General features: G+C 69.9%; 21 protein-coding genes. 7 read left to right on the plus strand and 14 right to left on the minus strand.

Going from position 1 to position 26,226, the window contains the following annotated elements:
* Positions 1 to 159: 159 nt before the first annotated feature.
* The gene (locus AC3WOH_RS28220) at positions 160 to 1,161 is read right to left on the minus strand and encodes a YcjF family protein (protein WP_492232626.1); all 1,002 of its coding nucleotides are present in this window, start codon (positions 1,159 to 1,161) and stop codon (positions 160 to 162) included.
* Between the two features lie 174 nt (positions 1,162 to 1,335).
* Here AC3WOH_RS28220 and AC3WOH_RS28225 point away from each other — a divergent pair, with 174 nt between their 5' ends.
* Positions 1,336 to 1,989, plus strand: coding sequence for a DsbA family oxidoreductase (locus AC3WOH_RS28225; RefSeq protein WP_492232627.1), 654 nt, complete (start codon positions 1,336 to 1,338; stop codon positions 1,987 to 1,989).
* A gap of 44 nt (positions 1,990 to 2,033) precedes the next feature.
* On the opposite strand, the gene AC3WOH_RS28230 is transcribed toward AC3WOH_RS28225, so the two are convergent.
* From AC3WOH_RS28230 to AC3WOH_RS28240, 3 genes are all read right to left on the minus strand, one after another.
* Entirely contained in the window at positions 2,034 to 2,522 is a 489-nt protein-coding gene (locus AC3WOH_RS28230; RefSeq protein WP_492232628.1) for a CreA family protein, read from the minus strand.
* On the minus strand, positions 2,522 to 5,101 hold the full coding sequence (gene cphA / locus AC3WOH_RS28235) for a cyanophycin synthetase (RefSeq protein ID WP_492232629.1): 2,580 nt from the start codon (positions 5,099 to 5,101) through the stop codon (positions 2,522 to 2,524). The genes AC3WOH_RS28230 and cphA overlap by 1 nt, the downstream gene beginning before the upstream one ends.
* 81 nt (positions 5,102 to 5,182) lie before the next feature.
* Positions 5,183 to 7,390, minus strand: coding sequence for a cyanophycin synthetase (locus tag AC3WOH_RS28240; RefSeq protein WP_492232630.1), 2,208 nt, complete (start codon positions 7,388 to 7,390; stop codon positions 5,183 to 5,185).
* 233 nt (positions 7,391 to 7,623) lie between these two features.
* Here AC3WOH_RS28240 and AC3WOH_RS28245 point away from each other — a divergent pair, with 233 nt between their 5' ends.
* The 3 genes from AC3WOH_RS28245 to AC3WOH_RS28255 all read left to right on the plus strand — a co-directional run bounded on the left by AC3WOH_RS28245 (position 7,624) and on the right by AC3WOH_RS28255 (position 11,082).
* Positions 7,624 to 9,912 (plus strand): cyanophycin metabolism-associated ABC transporter, encoded by a 2,289-nt coding sequence (locus tag AC3WOH_RS28245; RefSeq protein ID WP_492232631.1) that lies wholly within the window; start codon positions 7,624 to 7,626, stop codon positions 9,910 to 9,912.
* Positions 9,913 to 9,944: 32 nt separating this feature from the next.
* Positions 9,945 to 10,439, plus strand: a complete 495-nt coding sequence (locus AC3WOH_RS28250; protein ID WP_492232632.1) for a cyanophycin metabolism-associated DUF1854 family protein — start codon at positions 9,945 to 9,947, stop codon at positions 10,437 to 10,439.
* Positions 10,440 to 10,650: 211 nt separating this feature from the next.
* Complete coding sequence (locus tag AC3WOH_RS28255) at positions 10,651 to 11,082, plus strand: hypothetical protein (protein WP_409960072.1); 432 nt, start codon at positions 10,651 to 10,653, stop codon at positions 11,080 to 11,082.
* Positions 11,083 to 11,157: 75 nt separating this feature from the next.
* On the opposite strand, the gene AC3WOH_RS28260 is transcribed toward AC3WOH_RS28255, so the two are convergent.
* The 5 genes from AC3WOH_RS28260 to AC3WOH_RS28280 form a co-directional block, all read right to left on the minus strand.
* Entirely contained in the window at positions 11,158 to 11,502 is a 345-nt protein-coding gene (locus AC3WOH_RS28260; RefSeq protein WP_492232633.1) for an EF-hand domain-containing protein, read from the minus strand.
* Positions 11,503 to 11,627: 125 nt separating this feature from the next.
* Entirely contained in the window at positions 11,628 to 12,545 is a 918-nt protein-coding gene (locus AC3WOH_RS28265) for a 5'-nucleotidase (protein ID WP_492232634.1), read from the minus strand.
* An 8-nt stretch (positions 12,546 to 12,553) separates the two neighbouring features.
* Entirely contained in the window at positions 12,554 to 13,786 is a 1,233-nt protein-coding gene (gspF, locus tag AC3WOH_RS28270) for a type II secretion system inner membrane protein GspF (RefSeq protein WP_492232635.1), read from the minus strand.
* Positions 13,787 to 13,895: 109 nt separating this feature from the next.
* Positions 13,896 to 15,320: an ATP-binding protein gene (locus AC3WOH_RS28275; RefSeq protein ID WP_492232636.1), complete on the minus strand. Its 1,425-nt coding sequence runs from the start codon at positions 15,318 to 15,320 to the stop codon at positions 13,896 to 13,898.
* The gene (locus AC3WOH_RS28280; RefSeq protein ID WP_492232637.1) at positions 15,317 to 15,997 is read right to left on the minus strand and encodes a response regulator; all 681 of its coding nucleotides are present in this window, start codon (positions 15,995 to 15,997) and stop codon (positions 15,317 to 15,319) included. The genes AC3WOH_RS28275 and AC3WOH_RS28280 overlap by 4 nt, the downstream gene beginning before the upstream one ends.
* A gap of 162 nt (positions 15,998 to 16,159) precedes the next feature.
* Here AC3WOH_RS28280 and AC3WOH_RS28285 point away from each other — a divergent pair, with 162 nt between their 5' ends.
* Positions 16,160 to 17,281 (plus strand): serine hydrolase domain-containing protein, encoded by a 1,122-nt coding sequence (locus tag AC3WOH_RS28285; RefSeq protein ID WP_492232638.1) that lies wholly within the window; start codon positions 16,160 to 16,162, stop codon positions 17,279 to 17,281.
* Positions 17,282 to 17,285: 4 nt separating this feature from the next.
* On the opposite strand, the gene AC3WOH_RS28290 is transcribed toward AC3WOH_RS28285, so the two are convergent.
* A complete protein-coding gene (locus AC3WOH_RS28290) occupies positions 17,286 to 18,314 on the minus strand; it encodes an LLM class flavin-dependent oxidoreductase (RefSeq protein ID WP_492232639.1) in 1,029 nt (342 codons plus the stop codon).
* A gap of 201 nt (positions 18,315 to 18,515) precedes the next feature.
* On the opposite strand from AC3WOH_RS28290, the gene AC3WOH_RS28295 reads away from it, so the two are divergent.
* The gene (locus AC3WOH_RS28295) at positions 18,516 to 19,001 is read left to right on the plus strand and encodes a CZB domain-containing protein (protein WP_492232640.1); all 486 of its coding nucleotides are present in this window, start codon (positions 18,516 to 18,518) and stop codon (positions 18,999 to 19,001) included.
* Positions 19,002 to 19,112: 111 nt separating this feature from the next.
* On the opposite strand, the gene ruvC is transcribed toward AC3WOH_RS28295, so the two are convergent.
* The 3 genes from ruvC to AC3WOH_RS28310 are packed head-to-tail and all read right to left on the minus strand — an operon-like array spanning position 19,113 to position 21,404.
* Complete coding sequence (gene ruvC / locus AC3WOH_RS28300; RefSeq protein ID WP_492232641.1) at positions 19,113 to 19,661, minus strand: crossover junction endodeoxyribonuclease RuvC; 549 nt, start codon at positions 19,659 to 19,661, stop codon at positions 19,113 to 19,115.
* The gene (locus AC3WOH_RS28305) at positions 19,658 to 20,650 is read right to left on the minus strand and encodes a phosphatidate cytidylyltransferase (RefSeq protein ID WP_184857286.1); all 993 of its coding nucleotides are present in this window, start codon (positions 20,648 to 20,650) and stop codon (positions 19,658 to 19,660) included. Before AC3WOH_RS28305 ends, ruvC begins: the two co-directional genes overlap by 4 nt.
* A gap of 1 nt (position 20,651) precedes the next feature.
* Positions 20,652 to 21,404 (minus strand): lysophospholipid acyltransferase family protein, encoded by a 753-nt coding sequence (locus AC3WOH_RS28310; RefSeq protein ID WP_492232642.1) that lies wholly within the window; start codon positions 21,402 to 21,404, stop codon positions 20,652 to 20,654.
* Between the two features lie 104 nt (positions 21,405 to 21,508).
* Here AC3WOH_RS28310 and AC3WOH_RS28315 point away from each other — a divergent pair, with 104 nt between their 5' ends.
* Entirely contained in the window at positions 21,509 to 22,510 is a 1,002-nt protein-coding gene (locus AC3WOH_RS28315) for a LacI family DNA-binding transcriptional regulator (protein WP_492232643.1), read from the plus strand.
* A 33-nt stretch (positions 22,511 to 22,543) separates the two neighbouring features.
* On the opposite strand, the gene AC3WOH_RS28320 is transcribed toward AC3WOH_RS28315, so the two are convergent.
* Entirely contained in the window at positions 22,544 to 26,083 is a 3,540-nt protein-coding gene (locus AC3WOH_RS28320) for a sensor domain-containing protein (protein WP_492232644.1), read from the minus strand.
* Positions 26,084 to 26,226: the final 143 nt, after the last annotated feature.

Below are 26,226 nucleotides of genomic sequence, written 5' to 3' on the forward strand. Positions count from 1 at the left end.
CACCCCCCCCCCAGGCCGGGCAACCCGAAGGGAAGGTCCTTGCCGGCGCGCCACTCGTCGTTGCGCTCCTTGCGTGTGCACATGCACACGCCGTGTCACGCGCCTAGATTGGCACGCCGGCAAGGGCCTTCGCGACCCCGAAATGGGTGTTGACAGGCCCTAGATCCCGCCGCGCACCATGGACATCACCTTGGCCGCGTCCAGCGTGGCGGCCTTTTCCCGGATCTGCGGCAGGTACTGCGCCTGCAGGTCCTTGGCCGGGCCCAGCAGGTTCTGGAAGCTCTCGCGCAGCACGGCGGTGCTCATCACGCGGCCGCCCGCGTAGTAGCGTTTGGCCACCTGGCCCAGGGCATAGGTGGTGGCGAACGAGAAGGCCATGCCCGTGGCCGCCTGGCCGATGCCACCGATGGCGCGGCCCGCGACCTTGCCCAGCAGGCCGCCGAGCAGCTTGCGGCCGAACTGCTCGATGTACTGCGAGGCCATGCCCACGCCGGCCGCCGCGATGAAGTCCTTGATGTGGCCCTGGTCCAGCTCCACCCCATGCGCCTTGCCCACGGCATAGACCATCTTCACCTGCAGGGGGATGATGGCCATCGACGCCCAGGACTGCGGCAGCAGCTCCAGGGCACCGCACAGCAGCGCGTAGTTCAGGATGCTCTTGTCCAGCTCGGCGTCCGGCACCTGCGGCACATTGCGCACGGGCAAGGCCGCCGCTGCGGCAGCGGCCGCCGTGCCCGCAGCCACGGGCGCCAGGCCCCGGGCAATGGGCGCGGCGCGTTCGGCCACTTCCACCAGCGCATCGGCCTGCTGCTCGAAGGCCGCGGTGTCGCCGTCGCCCAGTTGCAGCCAGCCCTTGAGCTGCGCGAGGAAGGCGCGCTCGGTATCGGTCTGGCGCCCGTCCACATCGCAGACGCAGACCGCCATTTCGTAGGCCAGCTGGCGCAGGCCCGGTTCGGCCAGGGCCCGGGCTGCGGCCTCGGCGCTGGTGCGCTGCAGCAGCACGTCCTGCACCAGGCGTGGCAGGTCGATGGCGGGCGCGTCCTGGGCCAGCGACTGGGCAATGCGCCGGATCTCCTCGCGCTCGCTGTCACCCTTGTGGCCGTCGGCAAAGGCCGCTAACAGGGCGATGGTCAGGATGGCTTGTTGCTGGTCGAGTTGCATGGTGGCAGCGGCCGCGAGGGCTCCAAGGTGGCAGTACAGGGGTGCAGTGTGGCAAACCCGGGCTTTTCCACCAATGCGGTGGGGGCTTGCAGGGTGGCCAATGGCCGTACCGCTGCAAGGACGCGCCAATCGGCCTAGGATGTTGGCCAACCCATTTGACCTTTCGGTGACCGCATGACCACAGCCCTCAAGATCGATTTCGTCTCCGACGTTTCCTGCCCCTGGTGCATCATCGGCCTCAAGTCGCTGGAGCAGGCGGCCGAGCGCCTGAAAGGCGAGGTCGCGCTCGACCTGCACTTCCAGCCCTTCGAGCTGAACCCGCAGATGGTGCCCGAAGGCCAGGACATTGCCGAGCACCTGCACGAGAAGTACGGCGCCACGCCCGAGCAGAGCCAGAAGAACCGCGACGCCATCGCCGCACGCGGCGCGGCCCTGGGCTTCACCTTCAACATGGCGCAGCGCAGCCGCATCTACAACACCTTCGACGCCCACCGCCTGCTGCACTGGGCCGAGGAAACGGGCGACAAGCAGCCTGCCCTGAAGCACGCGCTGTTCAAGGCCTACTTCACCGACGGCCAGAGCCCCGGCGACCACGAAGTGCTGGCCCGCGTGGCCGGCGAGGTGGGGCTCGACGAGGCCGAGGCCCGCGCCGTGCTGGCATCGGACCGCTATGCCGACGCGGTGCGCGAGCGCGAGCAGTTCTACCTGCAGCAGGGCATCCACTCGGTGCCGGCCATCATCATCAACGACCGCCATTTGATCTCGGGTGGCCAGCCGCCGGAGGTCTTCGAGCAGGCCTTGCGCCAGATCGCATCCGGCAAGGCATAAATGACAAAAGGGCGCCGCAGCGCCCTTTGTCATTCTTCAGCCATTCATTTCAGAGGAATGGGCGTCGCCCGGTCCACCGGCACGGCCGTCACACTGTTCTGCGGCGAGCCGTCCACCAGCTTCTCCGAGTAGGTGAGGTAGACCAGCGTGTTGCGTGCCGGGTCCACCATGCGCACCACGCGCAGGCGCTTGAACAGAATGGACAGGCGCTCGCTGAACACCTCTTCCTGCTTGCGCAGCGGCGCCGGGAAGTTCACCGGCCCGGTCTGGCGGCAGGCGATCGAGGCTTCGGAGCGGTCCTCGGCCAAACCGAGCGAGCCCTTGATGCCGCCCGTGCGGGCGCGCGAGACATAGCAGGTCACGCCCGCCACGGCCGGGTCGTCGTAGGCCTCGACAATGATGTCGTGGTCGCGGCCCAGCAGCTTGAAGGCCGTGTCCACCGTGCCGATCTTGTCGGGGGCGGCGCTGGCCGCGCCTGCTGCCAGCAGTGTGAAGGCGGCCAGGGCCGCCGTGCGCAGGGCAGCTGCGCGCATCACGCGGCCGCCCCGGCTTCGGTGCAGCGCTTGGCCAGGTGGGCCAGGGCTTCTTCCACCTGGTCCACCAGCACCAGGCACAGGTCGCCCGGTTGCAGGCGGCCGAGGGCCGTGTCGATGGCGATGAATTCGCCGCGGATCTCTTCCACATGCTTGGTGCGTGCCGCGCCGGCCAGGCCTTCGCGCAGCAGCGCCATCACCTCGCCGTCGCCACGGCCGCGCTGGGCCGCGTCCTGGTACAGGATCACGTCGTCGAAAGCCGCGCCCAGGATCACGGTCTGCTCGCGGATGTCCTCGTCGCGCCGGTCACCGGCACCGCTGATGACCACGCTGCGGCGCTTGCCGGGCAGGGCGTCCACGGCGGCCACCAGGGCGCGCATGGCGTCGGGGTTGTGGCCGTAGTCGGCGATCACCGTGGCGCCGTTGTAGTCCATGATGTTGAAGCGGCCGGGCGCGTTGTCGCTGTCGTTCACGAAGCCCGACAGGCCGCGGCGGATGGTCTGCCAGGGCAGGCCCGCGCCCCAGGCGGCGGCCACCGAGGCCATGACGTTCTCCACCTGGAAGCCGATGCGGCCGTTGCGCGTGATGGGCACATCGCGCAGGTGGATGGTCTCGCGCCACGAGCCTTCGGAGGCGACGATGGAGTCGCCGTCCACGTACACCGTGCGGTTGCCCTGGGCGCGGTGCGTGGCCATCACGGGGTTGTGGCGGTCGCTCGCGAAGTAGATGATCTTGCCGGGGCAGACCGGTGCCATGGCCGCCACGATGGGATCGGCCGCATTGAGCACGCCGTAGCCGTCGGGTGCCACGTTCTGCACGATCACGCGCTTGAGCACGGCCAGGTCTTCCACCGTGGTGATGTAGTTCAGGCCCAGGTGGTCGCCCGCGCCGATGTTGGTGACCACGGCCACCTGGCAGCGGTCAAAGCCCAGGCCCTCGCGCAGGATGCCGCCGCGCGCGGTCTCAAACACGGCCGCATCCACCTCGGGGTGCAGCAGCACGTTGCGTGCGCTCTTGGGGCCGCTGCAGTCGCCGCTGTCGATCTGGCGGCCATTGACGTACACGCCATCGGTATTGGTCATGCCCACGCGCAGGCCCTGGGCCGTGAACAGGTGGGCGATCAGGCGTGCGGTGGTGGTCTTGCCGTTGGTGCCGGTCACGGCCACGGTGGGGATGCGGCCGTCGTCGCCATGGGCGTAGAGCTTGTCCACCATGGCCTGGCCCACGTTGCGCGGCTTGCCGTACGAGGGCGCCAGATGCATGCGCAGGCCGGGGGCGGCATTCACCTCGACGAAGCCGCCGCCTTGTTCTTCCAGCGGGCGCAGCACGGTCTCGGCGACCATGTCCACGCCGCAGATGTGCAGGCCCACCATCTGGGCGGCGGCAATGGCGCGTGCGGCCACCTCGGGGTGCACGTCGTCCGTCACGTCGGTGGCGGTGCCGCCGGTGGACAGGTTGGCGTTGTTGCGCAGGATCACGCGCTGGCCCTTGGGCGGCACGGAGTCGGGCGTCAGGTCCTGGGCCGCGAGCCGGGCCACGGCGATGTCGTCCAGGCGGATCTTGGTCAGCGAGGTGGCATGGCCTTCGCCGCGGCGCGGGTCCAGGTTGACCTGCTCGACCAGCTCGCGCACCGTGTGCTGGCCATCGCCCAGCACCTGGGGCGGCTCGCGGCGCGCGGCGGCCACGAGCTGGTCGCCCACCACCAGCAGGCGGAAGTCGTGGCCGGGCAGGAAGCGCTCGACCATCACCGTGCCGTATTCCTCGGCGTTCTTGTAGGCCGCTTCGAGCTGGGCGCGGTCGGTGATGTTCACCGTGACGCCCTTGCCCTGGTTGCCGTCCTGCGGCTTGACCACCACGGGCAGGCCCACCTTCTGGGCCACTTCCCAGGCCTCGTCGATGCACGCCACGGGCTTGCCCAGCGGCACGGGCACGCCCGCGGCGTGCAGCAGGCGCTTGGTCAGGTCCTTGTCCTGGCCGATGGATTCGGCCACGGCGCTGGTGGAGTCCACCTCGGCGGCCTGGATGCGGCGCTGCTTGGAGCCCCAGCCGAACTGCACCAGGCTGCCGCGCGTGAGGCGGCGGTAGGGAATGCCGCGCGCTACGGCGGCGTCCACGATGGAGCCGGTGCTCGGGCCCAGGCGCTCGTCCTCGTCGAGCTCGCGCAGCGCGGCGATCGCCTGGTCGGCGTCGAAGCTGCCCTGGCCCAATGCGGCCTGGATCAGCTTCTGGGCATCTTCGAAGGCCTGGCGGCCCACGGCCTCTTCGCTGTACTCCACGACCACCTGGTACACGCCGACATCGGTGGTGGCCGTGGTGCGCGCAAAGGTCACGCGGCAGCCGGCCTGGGCCTGCAGCGCCAGGGCGGCGATCTGCAGCACATGGGCCAGCGAGATGTCGCCATCGCCGCCTTCGGTATGCAGGGCGCCGACCGCGGGGAACAGGGCACGCAGCCGCGCCTCGAAGCCGTCCATGCGGCGGATGGCGCGCTCGCTCTCATCGCAGGTCACGATGGCCTCGATGGCCATGTGGCGGCTCCAGAGGTTGGGGCCACGCAGGGCCCGGGTGCGGGATACATCCATGGAAAAGTCTCTTTCAGTGTCCGTCGGGGCGGGCAGGCCCCGGAGTCATCGCAGTGTTCGGTCTCTCGGGCGCGCAGGGGCTCAGGTGCGCAAACCAGGTGGCGGTGGCAGGTCGGGCTCGAAGGTCTTGATGCCCGCGCCGATCAGGTCGGGCGCAATGTCCAGGGCCCAGGCGGCACCTGCGGCCGCCAGCAGGGCGTCGGTATCGGGCACCACGGCATTGCGGCCGAAGGTCAGCTCGGCGAGCGTGCCCAGCACATGCTCGGCGCTGCCCGTGGCCAGCACCACGCGGCCGTTCTTCACGAGCACGGCGCGGCCATTGTCCTTGGCGCGGTGCTCGGCAATCGCGGGCAGCGTGTGGTCCTGCGCGTACAGCACCACGTCGCCATCGCACAGGCGGGCCAGGTCGACGACCTGCTCCTCGGCGGCGTTGAGCACGGCAGCGCCATCGGCCAGCACCACGTCCACCTGGGTGCGCATGACCTTGGTCATCTGGTCCTGCTCGTGCACGTCGAACTCGGCCAGGGTGCTGGCGCCGTCCATGTCGGTCACCACGCCCACCTTGCAGCGGTCGTAGGCCAGGCCGTCGCGCAGGATGGTGCGGGCATCGTTCTCGATCACGGCGGCCTGCACCATCTGGTTCATCAGCAGGCGGTGGGCGGCTTCCCAGTGGGCGCTGTCGGTGGTGTCCACGTGGCGGCGGTCCAGGAACAGGCCGTCGCGGCAGGCCACGCCGGTGTGGCGGCCGCTCAGGTGCAGCAGCCAGGCCACCAGGCGCGAGATGGTGGCCGTGTTGCGCGTGCCGGCCACGCCCACCACGGGGATGCGGCCAGCTGTGCCTTCGGCATGGTCCTCGGCCGGGAACAGGTGCTCCACGATGGCCTGGCCCACGGGGCGGGGCGCGCCCACGGCGGGCTTCAGGTGCATCAGCAGGCCGGGGCCGGCGTTCACCTCGACGATGGCGCCACCCTGCGTGTGCAAGGGCTTGGAGATGTCCTGCGCCACCATGTCGATGCCGGCGATATCCAGGCCCACCACCTTGGCGGCCAACTGGGCGATGTAGGCGACTTCGGGGTGCACGTCGTCCGTGCAGTCCACGGCCACATTGCCGTTGCGTTGCACCACGATGACCCGGCCGGCGGCGGGCACGGAATCGGCCTCCAGCTCCTGGCGCTTGAGTTCGAGCTGCACCTTGGTGTCGGTGGCCAGGTCGATGATCTCCAGCGGGTATTCCTCCTCGTAGCCGCGGCGCGGGTCGGAGTTGAGCTGGCTGTCGATCAGCTCCTTGACGGTGGAGCGGCCATTGCCGGTGATGCTCACCACCTCGCCGCGCGCGGCGGCCACCACCTTGCCGCCCACCACCAGCAGGCGGTGTTCGTCGCCGGGGATGAAGCGCTCGACCATCACGTCGCTGCCCTCGGGGTAGGCCACGTGGTAGGCGGCCTCGATGTCTTCCTTCTTGCGCAGGTCCAGCGTCACGCCGCGGCCGTGGTTGCCGTCCGAGGGCTTGACCACCACGGGCAGGCCGATGTCCTCGGCCGCTTCCCAGGCTTCCTCGGGGCTGTTGACCACCTGGCCTTCGGGAATCGGCACGCCGCAGGCCTTGAGCAGGCCCTTGGTCAGGTCCTTGTCGCTGGCGATGCCTTCGGCGATGGCGCTGGTGAATTCGGTCTCGGCCGTCCAGATGCGGCGCTGGCTCGCGCCATAGCCCAGCTGCACCAGGTTGCCGTCGTTCAGGCGGATGTGGGGGATGCTGCGGTCCGTGGCGGCCGTGACGATGCAGGCCGTGCTGGGGCCCAGGTACTGGTCGTCCACCTCGGTGCGCACGCGCGCCACGGCGGCCGCCACGTCGAAGGGCTCGTCGTTGATGGCCGACATCAGCAGGCGGTGGCCCTGGGCCAGGGCCACGCGGGCCACCTGTTCGTCCCGCGCGCGGAAGACCATGCGGTACACGCCACGCTGCGAGGTGCTGCGCGTCTGGCCAAAGCCCGTGGGCATGCCCGCCAGGTTGAGCAGCTCGATCACGATGTGCTCCATCACGTGGCCGCACCAGGTGCCCTCTTCCAGGCGCTGCAGGAAGCCGCCGCGCTCGCCCACGCCGCAGTGGTGCTCGATCAGCGCGGGCAGCCAGGCCGTCAGGCGCTCGTTCAGGCCGGGCAGGGTGTGGGAGGGGTGGTCTTCCAGCACACCCAGGTCCAGCCAGACTTCCAGCACGGGCCGGTAGGTCCAGATGTTGGGTCCACGCAGGTAATTGATGCGAAGCAGTTGGATGTCGTTGAATTTCGCCATGGGATGCAGCGGTAGGGGTTCCGGCCTTTCGGGGCTATGCGGGGGAGGACAACGAGAAGAATATGGGGGAATATTGTGCTCCACTCGGATGGCAGCGGCGGCTGTCAGCCAGGGAGCCGTCGCAGACGTTACAGGTGGATGCCTTGATGTTCCTGCCTGCAGTATCGGGGAGAATTCGGGCTGTGGCGCAATCGGTGGCCGTTGGCTGCCAGGGGCGCAAATACCAATCCAACATGCAACATCACCATTCTGTGGACGCCTCCGGTGTCTTTTCCGGCCCCCAGGGGGCCGATCTGCGGGCCATGCTCGCTTCCCAAGAGAACGTGCTGGCCACGTTACAGGTTGACCTGAGCGGCGAACTGCGCTTTGCCACGGGCTGGGTGGTGGTGACTTCCGAGCGCCTTTTGGCCTGCGATCCCGGCACCAGCGCCTGGCGCGCCTGGCCTCGGGCCCCGGGCCTGGAACTGCGCATGCACGACCATGGCGGCATCGGCGCGCTGGAGCTGCACGATGCCGATGCCCGCCTGGCGCTGTGGCGCTTCACCCTGGGCCAGCACGCCCAGGCGCTGCGCCTGGTGCAGCGCTTCGAGCAGCCGGCCGGTGCCGCCGAATCGGACGAAGCCACCTGCCCCCAGTGCCACGCCCCGCTGCCGCCCGATACCGAGGAATGCCCGGCCTGCGCACGCGCCCAGCCGCCGCAGACCTCCACCTGGGTGCTGCTGCGCCTGTGGCGCTTTGCCCGGCCCTACCGCAAGCAGCTGGCCGCGGGCTTTGCGCTGACCCTGGCCTCCACGGCGGCCACGCTGGTGCCCCCCTACCTGACCATCCCTCTGATGGACGACATCCTGATCCCGTTCCAGAACGGGCAGAAGATCGAGCCCGGCCTGGTCCTGCTCTACCTGAGCGGGCTGCTGCTGTCGGCCCTGGCCGCCTGGGGCCTTTCGTGGGCGCGCACCTACATCCTGGCGCTGGTGTCCGAGCGCATCGGCGCCGACCTGCGCACCACCACCTACGAGCACCTGCTGCGCCTGTCGCTCGACTATTTCGGGGGCAAGCGCACCGGTGACCTGATGGCGCGCATTGGGTCGGAGACGGACCGCATCAACGTTTTCCTGTCCCTGCATGCGCTGGATTTCGTGACCGACGTGCTCATGATCCTCATGACGGCGGCCATCCTGTTCTCCATCAACCCCTGGCTGGCGCTGGTCACCCTGGTGCCGCTGCCCTTCATCGCCTGGATGATCCACACCGTGCGCGACCGCCTGCGCACCGGCTTCGAGAAGATCGACCGCGTCTGGTCCGAGGTCACCAACGTGCTGGCCGACACCATCCCCGGCATCCGCGTGGTCAAGGCCTTCGCCCAGGAAAAGCGCGAGGCCCAGCGCTTCCGTGACGCCAACCAGCACAACCTGGAAGTCAACGACAAGCTCAACAAGACCTGGTCGCTGTTCACGCCCACGGTGTCGCTGCTCACCGAGATCGGCCTGCTCGTGGTCTGGGCCTTCGGCATCTGGCTGGTCTCGCGCAACCAGATCACGGTGGGGGTGCTCACCGCCTTCATCGCCTACATCGGGCGCTTCTACAGCCGGCTCGACTCCATGAGCCGCATCGTCTCGGTCACGCAGAAGGCGGCCGCCGGCGCCAAGCGCATCTTCGACATCCTGGACCACGTGAGCAATGTGCCCGACCCGGCCCAGCCCGTGCAGGTGGACAAGGTGCAGGGCGCCATCGCCATGCGCGGCGTGGGCTTTCGCTACGGCAGCCGCGCCGTGATCAAGGGGCTGGACCTGGATATCCGCCCCGGCGAGATGATCGGCCTGGTGGGCCACAGCGGCTCGGGCAAGAGCACGCTGGTCAACCTGATCAGCCGCTTCTACGACGTCACCGACGGCTCCATCCAGGTCGATGGCGTGGACATCCGCCGCTTTGCCGTGGCCGACTACCGGCGCCACATCGGCCTGGTGCTGCAGGAACCCTTCCTGTTCTTCGGCACCATTGCCGAGAACATCGCCTACGGCAAGCCCGAGGCCACGCGCGAGGAAATCGTGGCGGCGGCCCGTGCAGCCCATGCGCACGAATTCATCCTGCGCCTGCCGCATGGCTACGACTCGCTGGTGGGCGAGCGCGGCCAGGGCCTGTCGGGCGGTGAGCGCCAGCGCATCAGCATTGCGCGCGCGCTGCTGATCGACCCGCGCATCCTGATCCTGGACGAGGCCACCTCGGCCGTGGACACCGAGACCGAGAAGGAAATCCAGAAGGCGCTGGACAACCTGGTCAAGGGCCGCACCACCATCGCCATCGCCCACCGCCTGTCCACCCTGCGCAAGGCCGACCGCCTGGTGGTGATGGACCGCGGCGAGGTGGTGGAAGTGGGTCCGCACGACGAACTCATGGAACAGCAGGGCGCCTACTGGCGGCTGTACGAAGCCCAGGCGCGCCGTGCCGAAGAGGATGCCCAGGCGGCCGGCGTGCTGCTGGACAGCAGCCTGCTGCACCCGGCCCACCCTGCGGGCAGCGCCTGAGCGCCCGCCCACCGACGGATGACAACACCGCCATGACCGATCTGACCCCTTCTTCCTCCGCCAGTCCGGTGCAGTTGCACCGCAACCCCCACGGGCGCCTGGTGCTCACCCTGCCCGACGGCACCCTGCACGAGGGCGTGGTGCCCGTGCGCGCCTTCCCCATCGCGGCACCTGCCGAAGGCCTGTCCCTGGTGGGCAGCGATGGCCACGAACTGCTGTGGCTGGACCGCCTGGACCAGCTGCCCCCGGCCGGGCGTGCCCTGGTCGAGGAGGAACTGGCGGTGCGTGAGTTTGTGCCCACTATCGAAAAAATAACGGCTGTATCGAGTTTCTCGACGCCCAGCACCTGGGATGTGGAAACCGACCGGGGCCCCGCGCGCCTGGTGCTCAAGGCCGAGGAAGACATCCGCCGGCTCGGCGGGCGCACCCGCCTGCTCATCGCGGCCGGCGAGGGCGTGCAGTTCAAGGTGCCCGATACCACGGTGCTCGACCGCCAGTCGCGCCGCTTCCTCGAACGCTTCCTCTGAGCGCCTGACGGGAACCGCACCCGCCCGCCGCCTGCTTTTTGCGGGCGGCGGGCTTTTTTTTGCCTTCAAAGGGCTTTCGACCTAGGGGTAAACCCTTAAATTTGAGCTTAAAGGTAAAAAAGACCTCAATTTCCCCTTTTGTTTGCCGTTATGAATGTACGAAGAGTCCGGAAGTGCCTCTGTCCATTCCATCCACCACCTGGGGCCTGCCATGCAAATGCCACCTGTTGATCGATCGCCGACCTGGCGTCCTCCGGGCGCCGATTTGTATTCCACCGGCGCCTCGGGGGCGCCGCCGATACGCCCTGTCAATGCGCCGCTGCCCGTCGAGTCCATGGACCGGCTGGGGGAGGGGGCCATCGTGCGCGAGCCCGACAAGCCCTCGGCGCCCGAGGCGCCGAACCGCGACTGGACCGAGGTGAAGAAGAAGGAAACCGTGGAAGAGCCGCCCGAGCCGCCGCCGGAGCCCATCTACAAGCAGTTGCTCGAACTCATCCAGTCCATGTGGCGTGCCAGCGGCAGCGCCGTGGAGGTGGCGCAGGACATCAACAAGGTGACCCAGCAGGAGCGCCTGGCCCAGCAGGTCAAGAACGAACCGCTGACCTACTCGGACCCCAAGGTCAAGCGCACGGCCGGGCTGTAGGCACGGTGGCAGGCTGGGGCGCGGCGACGGCGCCCGGCAGGGTGGATTTTGCTATTGAATCAATAGCGGTAGGGGTCAGGGAGCGCTGGCTGCGGGAGCGGGGGCAGCAGGCGCCTGTTGTTGTTGCTTGGCGCGATCCCGTTCGGCGCGGTACTTGGCCGCGAAAGCGCGCACCTCTTCGTACGAGACAAAGCCATCGTGGTCGGTGTCGGCCTCGTCAAAGGCATTGGCCAGGCGCGGGAACAGCTTCACTTCGGTCCGGCTGAGCTTGCCGTCGCCGTTGAAATCCAGCATCTTGAATTCGCGGATGGCCTTGGCCTCGCCCTTGGACAGGCCTTCGGTGTCGGCCGGGACCTGTGCAGCCGCCAGCCCGCAGCCCAGCAACGCGGCAGCGCCCCAGGCCAGGAAAATCGTCTTCATGTCGTTGAATCCTCGTGATGGGCCATGGTCCCACAAATGGGGCCACGGCCTGTGCTTAGAAGCCTGGTTTCACCACAAGTTGCAAACCATTGCACAACTTTGCGTACCGATGCCCCTGGCCGTGTTCAGTCGGCCAGCAGCGTGACGGGGTTGGACACCCCGCTGTTCACATGCCCGGCGGGCACATGCAGCGAGGCCGAGGTGACATGGCCGGTCTGGTCGTCGAAGAAGAAGTCGGGCTCGAACTCGCGCAGGAACTCCCCCTTGGCCAGGCCGCCGAGGAACATGGCTTCGTCCACCGCGATGTCCCAGTCCATCAGCGTGCGGATGGCGCGCTCGTGCGCCGGTGCGCTGCGCGCCGTGACCAGCGCGGTGCGGATGCGCATGCCCGTGCCGCCCGCATGCTGCAGCCGGTGCAGGGCGGCCAGCAAGGGTTTGAAGGGGCCGTCGGGCAGAGGCTGCGCCGCCTTGTCGCTCTCGTGCCGCTGGAAGGCGGCCAGGCCTTCGGCCTGGTAGATGCGCTCGGCCTCGTCCGAGAACAGCACGGCGTCGCCGTCGAAGGCGATGCGCACCTCGTTGGGGTTGGAGTCGCCCGCCCGCACGGATTCGGTCAGCACCCGTGCCGCGGGATAGCCCAGGTGCAGCGCCTCGCGCACATCGGCCTCGTTGGCCGAGAGGAACAGGTGCGCGCCCAGCGGGCGCAGGTAACGGAACGGATCGCGCCCCTGGGTGAACACCCCGCGCTGCACCATGGGCAGGCCATGGGCCACGCAGGAGCGGAACACACGCATGCCGCTGACCGGGTCATTGCGCGACAGCAGCACCACCTCCACCCGCTGGTGCTCGGTGGTGTTGAAGGCCAGCAGCTTGCGCACCAGCGAAAACGCCACGCCGGGCGCCGCGGGAATGTCGATGCGCTGGCGCTGCAGTTCCACGTAGGCACGGTCGTCACTGTCGTTGAAGACGCTGTTTTCTTCCTCGAAATTGAACAGCGCGCGCGAGGAGATCGCGACCACGAGCTTGTCGTCCAGGGTGGCAGCCATGGCTTTGTCTACTTCACGAACTGGTTGAGCTGGATGATGGGCAGCATCACGGCCAGCACGATGGCCATCACCACCAGGCCCATGGCCACGATCAGCAGGGGCTCCAGAATGGTCGCCAGCTGCATGGAGCGGCGCTGCACCTCGGCCGAGAGCTGGGCGGCGGCACGCTGCAGCATCACGGGCAACTGGCCGGTCTGCTCGCCCAGGCGCGCAAACATCGACAGCAGGCCCGGAAAGCGCTTCTTCTGCGCCAGGGCCGAGGCCAGGGGCGCGCCTTCGCGCACCAGCACCAGGGCGTCGAGCGCGTCGGCGCGCAGGGCACGGTTGTTCAAGGTCTCGGCAGCGGCCTGCAGGGCGCGCAAAATGGGCACGCCGGCGCTGGCCAGCATGGCCAGCGTGCCGGCAAAGCGCGCCGCGTTGTAGCCACGCGCCAGCTTGCCCACCAGGGGCAGTTGGAGCCAGGCGGCGTCGAAGCGCTCGCGCACCCCCTCGGACTTCAGCGACCAGCGCAGGCCCAGTGCGCCGAGGACCAGCACGCCGAACAGGGCCAGCCCGTAGCTGCGCACCAGCGCGCTGATGCCCAGCATCACCGTGGTGATCAGGGGCAGGGCCCGCTTGGAGCCGGCGAACACGCTGGCCACCTGGGGCACCACGTAGCCCAGCAGAAACATCACGATGGCAATCGCCACCAGGGTCACGATGGCCGGGTAGAGCGCGGCGCCGACCAGCTTGGCCTTGAGGGCCTGGCGGTCTTCCAGGTCGTCGGCCAGGCGTTCGAGCACCAGGCCCAGGTTGCCGCTGTGCTCGCCGGCACCGATCACGGCGCAGTAGATGTCGGAGAACTCGCGCGGGTGCTGGCCCAGCGCACGGGCGAAGGTGGCGCCGGCATTCACTTCGGCGCGCAACGCGGCCACCAGGTGGCGCTGGCGGTCGTCGTCGGCCTCGTCCGAGAGGGCGCTCAGGGCCCGCTCCAGCGGCAGGCCCGAACCCACCAGGCCGGCGATCTGCCGCGTCCAGATCGCCAGGCCGGTGGCGTTGAACACCGGCCGGGTGAACAGGCTGCGGTTCCAGCCCTGGGCAGCGCCGTCGCGGGACTGCCCGGTCTGGACCTGTTCCACTGCAATCGGCACCAGGGCCTGCGCGCGCAACTGGCTGCGGGCGGACTTGGCGGTGTCGGCCTCCATCAGGCCTTTGCGGGTCTGGCCCTGGGCGTCCAGGGCTTCAAAGGAAAAAGCGGGCATGCAGCAGGTGGTGGTGGGCGGTTGGGAAGTGCCGGGGCAATGCACCCTCGTCAACCCAGGATGGTAGCGGCAATGGGCCCGCTGCCCGTGGGCGGGCCCGCAAACCTTGTCAGCGGCCGTTGCGCGGGGCTGGGCATTCCTGCGGCGGCACCCATTGCACGCGGAACGAGGCGCCTTGGCCGCCGATGCCGGCCGAAAGGTCCACCGTCGCCCCGATGCGCCTGGCGGCCGAGCGCACCACCGCCAGCCCCAGCCCGGAGCCGTTCGCGCCGCTGCCGGGGGCGCGCACGAAGCGCTCGAAGACGGCCTCGCGCCAGGGCGGGGCAATACCGGGGCCATCGTCGCGCACTTCCAGCTGCATGCGCCCGGCCTGGCAGCCCAGCTGCAGCTCCACGCGCCCGCCCGGGTGGCCATGGCGGATGGCGTTGCCGACCAGGTTGTCGAGGATGGACTCGAACACCTGCAGCGGGCCCTGGGTGGGCAGGTGGTCGGGCCCGAGGTAGCCCAGCACGATGCCCCGCGCCGCCGCCGGGCCTGCGTGGGCCGCCAGGCAGTCGCGGGCGATGTTGGCCAGGTCCAGGGGAACGGACTCGTGCGGCATGTCCGCATCGAGCCGCGCCAGCGTGAGCAACTGCCCGACCAGGCGGCCGGCGCGCTCGATGCCGACGCCCAGGCGCTCGGCCGCCTCCTGGCGCTCTGGGGCACTGCCACTGTGCTGCAGCACATCGCGCTGCGCGCCGATGACGGCCAGCGGCGTGCGCAGTTCATGGGCGGCATCGGCCAGGAAGTTGCGTTCGCGCTGCAGCAACTCCCGCAGCCGTGCCAGCGTGGCATTGAGCTCGTGCACCACGGGCGCCAGCTCGGCATGCGGCGCGCTGACCGACAGCGCCTGCAGGTGCCCGGGCGGGCGCTGCGCCAGTTCCCGCGACAGCTGGCGCAGCGGCCGCAGCCCCGTGTGCACCGAGAGCCAGACCGGCAGCAGCACCAGGGGGAAGGCGACCAGCAGGGGCTGGAGCAGGCCTTCGCTGCTGACCATGACCGAGTCGAAGTTCAGGCGCCGGCTGTCGTGCGACTGGGTTACCTCGATGCGGTAGCGGCCGTCGGCACTGTGCTGCCGGTAGACCCGGTGCGGCTGGGCGCCGCCCTGGTCGGCATAGCCGTCCGGCCCGTCCGCCAGGGCATCGGGCCCGGTGCCGCCGCGCGCAAGCCGCCGTCCCTGGGCGTCCCGCACCTGAAAGCCCAGAAAGCCCACGGGGTAGTTGAGCAGCTCGGTATCGCTCTGGATGCGGGCGTCCAGGCCTTCGAGTGCGGCCGTGAAGCGTGCCTCGTCGCCGGCGGCAGCGCTGGCCAGGCGGTCGATGCTGCGCGCCAGGGCGAGCATTTCGCGGTCGAAGCTGCCCGTTTCCTCGGCATAGACCATGCCGTGCCCGAGCCCGTAGATGGCCGCCCAGACCAGCGCGCTGGCCAGCAGCAGCGACAGCAGCAGGCGCCGGGCGATGGAAGGGCGCAGCAGGGAAGCTGCCCGCAGCCTCATGGCTGCAACCCGGCGATGCGGTAGCCCACGCCGCGCATGGTGTGGATGCTGTCTTCGCCCAGCTTGCGGCGCAGGTTGTGGATATGCCACTCGAGTGCGCTGAATTCGAGCGGCTCGCCCAGGGGCGCCAGGGCGCGCGCCAGCCGGTGCTTGGGCACCACGTCGCCGCCATGGCGCGCGAGCTCGGCCACGATGGCGAATTCGCGCGGCGACAGGGGCACGGGCCCATCGCCGGTGCGCACCTCGCGCCGGCCCATGTCGATGGTGAGCGGGCCCACATTCCAGGTGCTCGAGGACTGGCCCGCCGCCCTGCGCGTGACGGCCTGGACGCGGCTGGCCAGCTCGGCCACCTGCACCGGCTTGATGACGTAGTCGTCGGCCCCCGCATCGAGACCGGCGATGCGCATCTCCAGCGCATCGCGCGCGGTCAGCACGATCACGGGCAGGGTGACCCCGGTCCTTCGCCAGCCCCGCAGCAGGGACAGGCCTTCGCCATCGGGCAGGCCCAGGTCGAGCACGGCACAGGCATAGGGCAGGGGCTCGTCGCCGGCAGCCTCGCACAGGGCCCGCGCCTGGCCGAGGCTGCGCACCCATTCGCTGCTCAGCCCGCAGGCCTTGAGCGCCTTCTGGAGATCGGCGCCCAGGTCCAGATCGTCTTCGATGAGAAGCAGGTGCATGTCGAAAGTCCCTTCTTAGATCGTAAACACGTTCTTAGGTGGGACCACAGCTTATGCGAGGCGGGCAAAGCCGGCGCAAAGGAAGCCCTGCCTAGCATGCGCGGCTTGTCAACCACCCATGGAGCCACCGCTGTGCGCCTTGTCCGAACCATGCCCCTTTCCATGATCGCCCTGCTGCTGGCCGGGGCCCTGCTGTCCGCCTGTGGCGGGGGCGACGACGCACCGCCCCGCGAGCAGGCCGCGGTGCAGGCCCTGCTGCAGCGTGCCGTGCCCGCGACCACGCCGCCCGGTGCGCTGGTGGCGGTGCGCGACGCCTCGGGGCACACCACCCGCTACGCGGCGGGCCTGGGCGCCATGGACCCTGCCACCTCCATGCGGCCCGAAGACCGCTTTCGCGCCGGCAGCGTGCTCAAGCTCATGGTCGCCACGGTGGTGCTGCAACTGGTCGAGGAGGGGCGGCTCGCGCTCGGCACACCGCTCGACCAGTTGCTGCCGGCCGCGCGCACCGCCGGCTTCGTGCACCGCAGTGCCATCACCCTCGAACATCTGCTCAACCACACCAGCGGCCTGGGCGACACGGCCTCCAGCGAAGCCCACGATGCCGATGTGCTGGCCCACCCGGAGCGCCTGCGCAGCGAGCAGGAGTACCTGGACATGGCCCTGCAGGAAAGCCAGAGCGCACCCGGCACGCATGCCTATGCCAACACCAACTACATCCTGCTCGGCCTGGCCATCGAGCAGGCCACCGGGAAGAGCTGGCGCAGCCAGGTGCGCGAGCGCCTGCTCACGCGCCTGGGCCTGGCGGATTCGTCGCTGCCCGAGCCGGCGGACCTGGAGATGCCCGCGCCCTTCGCCCATGGCTACCAGCCGATGGAAGGCGGGGCGCTGCTGGATGTCAGCCGCATCTCCCCCTCGATGGCCGGGGCGGCGGGCGGCCATGCCCTGGTGACGAGCACGGCCGACCTGGCGCGTTTTGCCGCCGCGCTGTTCAGCGGTGAACTCTACCGGCAGCCGGGCACCCTGGCGCAGATGCTGCGCTTCGTGCCGGCCGAGCCCATCGGCGATCTCACCTACGCCTATGGCCTGGGGGTCATGCGCCACCAGTTGCCCGACGGCACGGTGTTCCTGGGCCACGGGGGCTCCACGGCGGGCTATTCCTGCGCCATCGTCTACGACCCCGTGCGCCGGCTGACGGTGGTCGCGGCGCGCAATGCGCCGGACCTGGAGGCCACCTACATGGCGGTGGCCATACCGGTGGCTCGGGCCCTGCAGGGGCCGCGCTGAAGGGTCAGGCCGGCACCGTGGCCTGCAGCGCCGCGTGGGCCTGGGCTGCAATTTCCAGTGAGCGCAGGCGCAGGGCGGGGTCGTACACGTCGCTCACCAGCATCAGCTCGTTGGCGCCGGTCTCGCGCACCAGGTCGGCCAGGCCGGCCTGCACCGTCTCGGGCCCGCCGATCACGGCCGCCGCCAGGAAGTCGCCGATGGCGGCACGCTCCTGGGGCTGCAGGCGCGCCGCGAAGTTCTCCACGGGCGGCAGCAGCAGGCGCCGGTCGCCGGTGAGGATGCCCAGCACGCGCTGGTAGGTGCTGCTGGCCAGGAACTCGGCTTCCTCATCGGTGGGCGCCGCGATCAGCGGCACGCCGATGGCCAGGTAGGGCTTGGGCCAGGCGGCCGAGGGGCGGTACAGGTTGCGGTACAGGTCGATGGCCTGGTGCAGCAGGCGCGGCGCGAAGTGCGAGGCAAAGGCATAGGGCAGGCCGCGCTCGGCCGCCAGTTGCGCCGAGAACAGGCTCGAACCCAGCAGCCAGATCGGCACGTTGGTGCCGGCCCCGGGCGTGGCCACCAGGCGCTGGCCGGGCTCGGGGGCCGCCAGCAGGCGCTGCAGCTCGGCCACGTCCTGCGGAAAATCGTCGGCCGTCTCCACACGGCTGCGGCGCAGGGCGCGCATGGTGGCCGGGTCGGTGCCGGGCGCGCGGCCCAGGCCCAGGTCGATGCGGCCGGGGTAGAGCTCGGCCAGGGTGCCGAAGGCCTCGGCCACCACCAGCGGCGCATGGTTGGGCAGCATCACCCCGCCCGAGCCCACGCGGATGCGCGAGGTGCCGCCCGCGATGTGCCCCACCAGCACGGCCGTGGCCGAGCTGGCGATGCCGGCCATGTTGTGGTGCTCGGCCAGCCAGTAGCGCGCAAAACCGAGCTTTTCGGCGTGCTGGGCCGTGCGCAGCGCGATCTGCAGGGCGTCGGCCACGGTGCCGCCATCGCGGACGGCCACCAGGTCCAGCATGGACAGGGCGGTACGGGGGAAAACAGGTTCAGTCATGCGCCCATTGTGGTGCGGCCCGGCCGGCGCTGCTTGGGCCGGTGCCGAGAGCCGAGGCTGGCAGCAGGGCTGCAGTGCACATGCCGACAGGGGTATGCCATTTTTTGGTAGCCAAAACGCAAAACGCTACACAGAATGTTTCAAATGGCGTGACCTCTCAGGCGCAGGGGCCTGCCGCACACCAAAAAAGCGGGATGGAAAATGGGTTTCTTCAGCCGACTGTTCAAGATGCGGGAGCAAGACCCGACCAGCCCGGACACGACCTGGGCCATGGAAGACAACGGCAGCGAACTGGTGCTCGATGCCGAGTACGCCACCATGCTCATGACCGAGATCGACATCGATGCGGCCATTGCCAGCCATGAGCGCTGGCGCCTGCAGCTGGCGGACATGGTCAACGGGGTGAGCAGCGAGGTGATGCGCCCCGAACGCGTCTGCCAGGACGACCGCTGCGACCTGGGCCGCTGGCTCTATGGCACTGGCCGCGTGCGGCTGGGCCACTACCCCGCCTTCAGCATGCTGGTGGCGCGGCACAAGTATTTCCACCAGCAGGCCGCCAACGTGGTGACCCTGTTCCAGTCCGGCGAACGGCAGCAGTCGGTGCAGTTGCTCAACAGCAGCTGCCGCCATGCGTCCAACCAGGTGCTGTTGCTGCTCAAGGAACTCAAACGTGGTTTGGGAAAGTAAGCAGTTCCGGGTACGGGCGCGCCCCAAGCCAGTGCCACCGTGGAACTGGCTTTGCCAGGCCACGGGTGGCGTCCCCCTCAGGGGGAAGGCGCGAAGCGACTCAGGGGGGAGTCAGTAGCTTCTGCCGCCCTTGTACATGGCGTGCTGGCGCCTTTGCAGCGTGCCGGCCTCACCCAGGCGGGCCATGGCCGCACCCGCGTGGGCATGGGTGATGGCCATCCCCAGGCCGTCGGCGGCGTCGGTGCCCGGCAGGCCGGGCAGGGAGAGCAGGCGGCGCACCATCTCCTGCACCTGGGGCTTGGTGGCGCGGCCATGGCCGACCACGGCCTTTTTCATCTGCAGCGCGGTGTATTCGGCCACGGGCAGGTCGCTGGCCACCAGGGCCGTGATGCAGGCGCCGCGCGCCTGGCCCAGCAGCAGGGTGGACTGCGGGTTCACGTTGACGAAGACGATTTCGACCGACGAGGTGTCGGGCTCGTAGCGCGCCACCACCTCGGTGATGCCGTCGAACAGCATCTTCAGCCGCCCGGGCAGGTCGCCCAGCGCCAGCGTGGTGGTGCGGATGGTGCCGCTGGCCACGTAGCTCAGCCGGTGGCCGTCCACGTCGACCACGCCGAAGCCCGTGGTCTGCAGGCCCGGGTCGATGCCGAGGATCCTCATAGGCCGAAGTACCAGCGCACGGAGTGGAAGAACACCGGTGCCGCGAAGCACAGCGCGTCCACCCGGTCGAGCAGGCCGCCGGCCCCGGTGACCGACATGCCCTGCATGCCCCAACTGGTGATGCCGCGGTCGCGCTTGAGCGCCTTCATCACCAGGTGGCCCAGGCTGCCGGCCACGCAGGCCAGCAAGGCCATGCCCAGCGCCTGGCCGGGCTTGAACGGGGTGATGAAGCTCAGCAGTGCGCCCACCAGGCCACCCACCGCCACGCCGGCCAGCCAGCTCACCCACTGGAAGCTCTGGCTCACCTGCGGCGCCACGGGCTTGTGCGGGAAGCGCCGGCCCAGCAGGTGCTGCACCACCATGCAGGTCTGCACCACGAAGACCAGGAAGAACACCAGGAAGGCGCCCTTGTCCTGGTAGCCCGGGAAGTCGAGCAGCAGCAGCGCCGGCACATGGCTCATGCCGTAGACGCAGACCATGATGCCCCACTGCAGCTTGGCATTGCGCTCCAGAAAGCGCTGCGGGTCGTTGGCCAGCGCACTCACCACGGGCAGGGCCAGGAACACATAGACCGGGATGAACACCGTGAACAGGTCGAAATGCCGGCTGCCCACGATCCAGAACTGCAGCGGCAGCACCACGAAGAAGGCCAGCACCAGGCTGCGGTGGTCGCCCCGGCGCGTGGGCGAGAGCGTGATGAACTCGCGCAGCGCGAAAAAGCCGACGATGGCGAACAGCACCGTGGCCACGGTATCGCCCAGGGCCCAGCCGATCCAGAACACCGTGGCCATGGCCCAGGAGGTCTTGAGCAGGCCCCAGAAGCGCTTGGCTTCCAGCGCATCGGCCTCGGCCATGGGGTCGTCGGCATGCTGCTCGCGCAGCATGCGCACATAGGCCCAGATGGTGGTGATCGACAGGATGCCGAACACCACGAGGAACAGGGCGCCGATCTGCTGGGTGGCCGTGAGGCTGCGAAGGAAGTTGTTCATCTCACACCTCCCTCAATTCCATGACCGCGCGGCGCGCGCGGTCCAGGAAGGGGCGGCGCTCCTCGTCGGGCGCCAGCTCGATCGGTGCGCCGAAGGTCACCGAGCACAGGATGGGCACGGGCACGACCTCGCCCTTGGGCATCACGCGCTGCACATTGTTGATCCAGGCCGGCACCAGCACCACCTGCGGAAACATCTGCGCCAGCTTGTACAGGCCCGACTTGAAGGCCTGGGGCTCTTCGCCATGGCCGCGCGTGCCCTCGGGAAAGATCACGATGGAGTCGCCGCTCTGCAGCGCCTTCACCAGCGGCGCGAGCGGGTCGCTCTCGGGCAGCGCGGCGCGCAGTTCCTCGGGCGTGGGCTTCCTGGGCGGGGCCTCGGGCGACGGGTCCGGCCCGCCGGCCGAGGCGGTTTCGGTCTCGGGCAGGGCGGTGGCGCCGGGGGCAGGCTCCACGGCAGCCGGGCGTGCCGGGGTGGCCTGGCGGTCCACATAGACCGCATTGAACACGGCCGTGGTGATCCACTGGCGGAATGGCGTCTTGGTCCAGTAGTCCTTGGCCGCAATCGGGCGCGTGATGCTGCGCAACTCCTCGGGCAGGGCCGCCCAGATCAGCACCATGTCGGCATGGCTCTGGTGGTTGGCGAAGTAGATGCGCTGCTCCGCCTTGGGCGGGCAGCCATACCAGCGGGCCTGGGAGCCGGTGAGGAACCGCACTATTCCCAGCAGGAGAAGACTCATCAACTTGGCAAGCATGGCGCGCATGATACGGGCGAACCTGTGCGCCCTGGCCGGGGCGCCGGGGCCACCGCTGGACCCTGGCTGCGGCACGCCAGTATCATCCGGGCCCACGCCCCCCCATGAAAAAGCCCCCCGCCTTCACCGTCCACGACGTCGCCCGCCTGGCCGGTGTCTCTGCCATGACGGTGTCGCGCGCGCTCAACCACCCCGAGCGGGTGGCCCCTGCCACGCTGCTCAAGGTGCGCGAGGTGGTCAGCCAGACCGGGTTCGTCCCCAACGGCATGGCGGGCGGCCTGCGTTCCTCGCGCGCCCGGCTGGTGGCCGCGGTGCTGCCCACGCTGACGGGGCCGGTGTTCCAGGAAACCGTGCGCGCGTTGAACCAGGCGCTGGACGAGCGCGGCTACCAGCTGATGATCGGCCAGAGCGGCTACGACGCCTCGCGCGAGGACGCGCTGCTCGATGCCATCATCCGGCGCCGGCCCGATGGCATCGTGCTGACCGGCATCATGCATTCGGTGGAAGGCCGGCGCCAGCTCAAGGCGGCGGGCATTCCGGTGGTCGAGACCTGGGACCTGACGCCCACCCCCATCGACATGCTGGTGGGCTTCTCCCATGAGCGCATCGGCGAGTCCGTCTGCCATTTCCTGCACCAGCGTGGCTACCGCCAGCCCCTGCTGCTGGGCGCCAACGACGACCGGGCGCGCCTGCGCATGGGCGGGTTCCGGCGCGCGGCGCGCGAGCTCGGCCTGGCGGCCGAGGTGCCCGCGGTGCTGGTGCCGGCGCCCACCACGCTGGGCTCGGGGCGCAGCGGCCTGGTGGAGGCGCTGGCCGCCCACCCCGGCACCGATGCGGTGTTCTGCAGCTCGGACATGCTGGCCCTGGGGGTGCTGATCGAGGCCCAGGCGCGCGGCCTGTCGGTGCCCGGGCAGCTGGGCGTCGTGGGCCTGGGCGACCTGGAGTTCGCGGTGAGCCTGCAGCCGGCGCTGACCACGGTGCGCATCGACGGCACGCGCATCGGCCGCACCGCGGCGCAGTTCATCGACGACCGTGCGGAAGGCCGCGCGATCGAGCAGCCGATCCTGGACATCGGTTTCGAGATCGTCTCGCGCGCCAGCGCTTGAGCGCCTGAGCGCCTGAGCGCCTGGGCGGGCCCGTCACTGCACGGGCGTGCGGGCTTCGAGAAAGGCCTGGAGCTGCTCGGCCGCCAGGGGCCGGCTGAACAGGTAGCCCTGGTAGGCGTGGCAGCCATGCTCCGCCAGGAACTGCTGCTGGCTCTCGTTTTCCACGCCTTCGGCGATGACATGCAAGCCCAGGCTCTGCGCCAGGGCCACGATGGTGCGCACGATGGCGGCGTCGTTGGGGTCGCTCAGCAGGTCGCGCACGAAGGACTGGTCGATCTTGAGCTGGTCGAGCGGCAGCCGCTTGAGGTAGTAGAGCGAGGAGTACCCGGTGCCGAAATCGTCGAGCGAGAAGCAGACGCCGCGGCGCTTGAGCGCCGCCATCTTGGTGACGGTCTCCTCCATGTCGCTGACCAGCAGGCTTTCGGTGAGTTCGAGCTTGAGCCGGCGCGGGTTGGCGCCGGCCTCGTCGAGCACGGCCAGCACCTGGTCGACGAAGTCGGGGTGGCGGAACTGCAGCACGCTGACATTGACGGCCACGGTGAGCCCGGCGGTCTCCGGCCGGGCCGCCCAGGCGGCGATCTGCGCGCACGCGGTCTCCAGCACCCAGCGCCCCAGGGGCAGGATGCTGCCCGTCTCCTCGGCCAGCGGGATGAACACCGCCGGCGACACCATGCCGCGCTGCGGGTGCTTCCAGCGCAGCAGGGCTTCCACGCCCAGCATCTCGCCCTGGCTGTCGACCTGGGGCTGCCAGTGCAGCAGGAACTCGTTTTGCGCGAGCGCCTGGCGCAGGTCGCTTTCCAGCGCGGCACGGGCCGTCACGGCCTGCTGCATGTCCGGGTCGAAGAAGCGCAGGGTGTTGCGGCCCGCGGTCTTGGCCTGGTACATGGCCAGGTCCGCGCGCTTGAGCAGCTCGCCCACCTCCTCGGTGTGGACGAAGGGGGCGATGCCGATGCTGCAGGTGCCGCGGTGCTCATAGCCCATCAGGTCGAACGGCTGGTTCAGCGCGCCCAGCACGTTCTCCGCCACGGTGCGGCTTTGCAGGGCGGTCTCGTTCGCGCTCGCGCTGAGCTGCTCCAGCATCACGACGAATTCGTCGCCGCCCAGGCGCGCCACCGTGTCGCTCTCGCGCACGCAGCCCTTCAGGCGCGCGGCGACCTGCTGCAGCAGCAGGTCGCCCTTGTCATGGCCGAGCGTATCGTTCAGCGTCTTGAAGTTGTCCAGGTCGATGAACAGCAGGGCGCCGCCACGGCCGTTGCGCGCCCCCGCGGCCAGCGCATGCTGCAGCCGGTCGACCAGCCGGACGCGGTTGGGCAGGCCGGTCAGCGGGTCGAAGAAGGCCAGCTTCTGGATCTGCAGCTCGGTCACCTTGCGCTGCGTGATGTCGGTATTGATCGCCAGGATGGAGCGCGGCGTGCCCTGCGCGTCGCGCACCAGCGTCCAGTGCGCCTCCACCGTGAGGCTGCTGCCATCCTTGCGGTGCTGGGTGAATTCGCCGCTCCATTCCCCGAGGGCCAGCACATGGCGGATCGCCTGCTGGTAGGCCTGGGCATCGTCGTAGAGCAGGTGCGAGATCGACCGGCCCATGGCCTCCTGGGGAGTCCAGCCATACAGGCGCTCGGCGCTGCGGTTCCAGAACAGCACGCGGTCTTCGAGGCTGCGCACAATGATGGCATCCTGGGCCTTGTCCAGCAGCGAGGCTTGGTCGCGGATCTGCGCATCGGCCTCCTGGCGCTCGATCTCGGCCGCCGCGCGCGTCGCAAAGATGTGCAGCGTGGAGGCCATCATGGCATCGAGCTCGCGGCTGCTGTCGAACAGCAGGGCCATCGCGCCCAGCGGGCGGCCCGAGGCATTGTCGAGCCGGCGCCAGATGCAGGTGTGGGACTGCAGCCCCGGCAGCACCCGGGCCGCGAACTGCTCCACCGCAGTACCTTGCACAGTGCCGTGCGTTGCCTGCGGGGCCGGTGCCAGCGGCGACCCGTCGAGGGCGAAGTCGAAGTCGGCGACGGAGCGGCCCCGTGCCACCGCCGCCAGTGTGCGGGCCTGTGCCGGCCCGCCGTCGCCGCCCGCATGCAGGCGTGCCACAAAGCCCCCGTGGGCCCCGAGGGTCTCGGTGCTGCTGCGCACCAGCTGCTCGAAAAACGCCGTTCCCGTGCCGGCGGAGACCGCGGCGGCGACCTGGGCCACCGCCGATTGCAGGGCCTGCTGGCGGGCCTGGGCGCGCAGGCCCTCGATGCCGAACGCCAGGTCGTTGGCCAGGTCCTGCAGCAGCTTGGCCTCTTCGGCACCGATCACCAGCGGCTCCCGGGTGCACAGGCCCAGCAGGCCCAGCGCGCCCCCGGCGCGGCCCAGCGGCAGGAAGGCCGCGCCCTGAAAACCGTGCGCCAGTGCCATGCGCGCCCAGGGCTCGGGCGCCGGCTGGCCAGCGAGGTTTTCTGCCACCGCCAGTTGCCCGCTGGCCAGCGCCTGCTCCAGGGTGTGCCGCAGGGCCGCGTGCGCCGGGTCGCTCCAGGCGCCCTCCAGGGCCGTGAGCAGGCCGCTGTCGTCGCCCACCTGGGCCGCCAGCTGCAGGCCGCCGCCGCGCAGCCACCCGGCCCAGGCCATGCCATAGCCGCCGATCTCCACCGTGATGCGGCAGACCTGCTCGATCAGGGCCTGCTCGGTGCCGGCACGGATCTGCACCTCGTTGCAGGCGCTCAGCATGCGCTGCGCGCGGCTGGCCCGCGCCAGTTCGCGCTCGGCGCGCACGCGCAGGCTCACGTCGCTGGCGAGCACCAGGCGCGCACGCCGGCCATTGAAGTCGACCAGGTCGGCCGAGATCTCGGTGTCGATGACCGAGCCGTCCTTGCGCCGGTGGCGCCGCTTGATGCCGGTGACCTTTGGCACCTCCTCCGTGCTGCGCAGCGTCTTTTCCCACTCCGGGCGGTCCTCGGGCAGCCACAGGTCGCGCACGTCCATGGCGAGGAATTCCTGCTCGCTGTAGCCGTAGTGCAGCACCGCCGCCTGGTTCACGGCCAGGATCTGGCGCGAGCGCAGGTCCGACACCCACATGGGAAAGGGGTTGTGGTCGAACAGCAAGCGGTACTGCTCCCCCGCGGCCCGCCACTGCGCGATGCTGCCGTGGCGCACCAGGGTGGCGCCGAACGATTCCCCGAGGACCTGCAGCTCGGCCAGCGCCTGCGCGCCGAAGGCGCCGTGCGGGCCGGCCGCCACGCAGACCCAGCCGATCACTCCGGTGGCGGTGCGCAGCGGGGCCCTCAGCAGGGCACCGTCGGTCTGGGGCATGGCTGCAGGGGCCTGGTCCCCGCCGGGCCCGGCCAGGGCATCGCCCACGGCCGCCGCAATGGCTCCACCGACCGCGCGGCAGACGAAATCGCCGCCGTCTTCGCGCAGGTAGAGGGCGCAGCCTGCCGCCTCGGTCAGGGTGCGCGCCCAGCCGGTCATGCGGGCGAGCACTTCGGCCCGGGGCAGGCCCAGGTCCAGCGCCAGCATTTCCTGCTGCAGGCGCACGAGGCGGGCAGGGGCGGTGGCATCCTGGCCGGCATGCCGCAGCGGGTCGTCGGGGAGCAGGCCCATGGTGTCCTTTACCGTGGATGGGAGGCGCGGACGGCAGCAGTGCCGGGTGCCTGCCGCCGTGTAGGCGCTCCCCACTCTACCGCGCAGGGCAGGGGTGTCGGGCGGCGCAGGGTCACGAAGGCGCCACCGGGCGTGGCGCGTGG

It is taken from the genome of Acidovorax sp. FW305-C-20-28 (genome assembly GCF_058783375.1).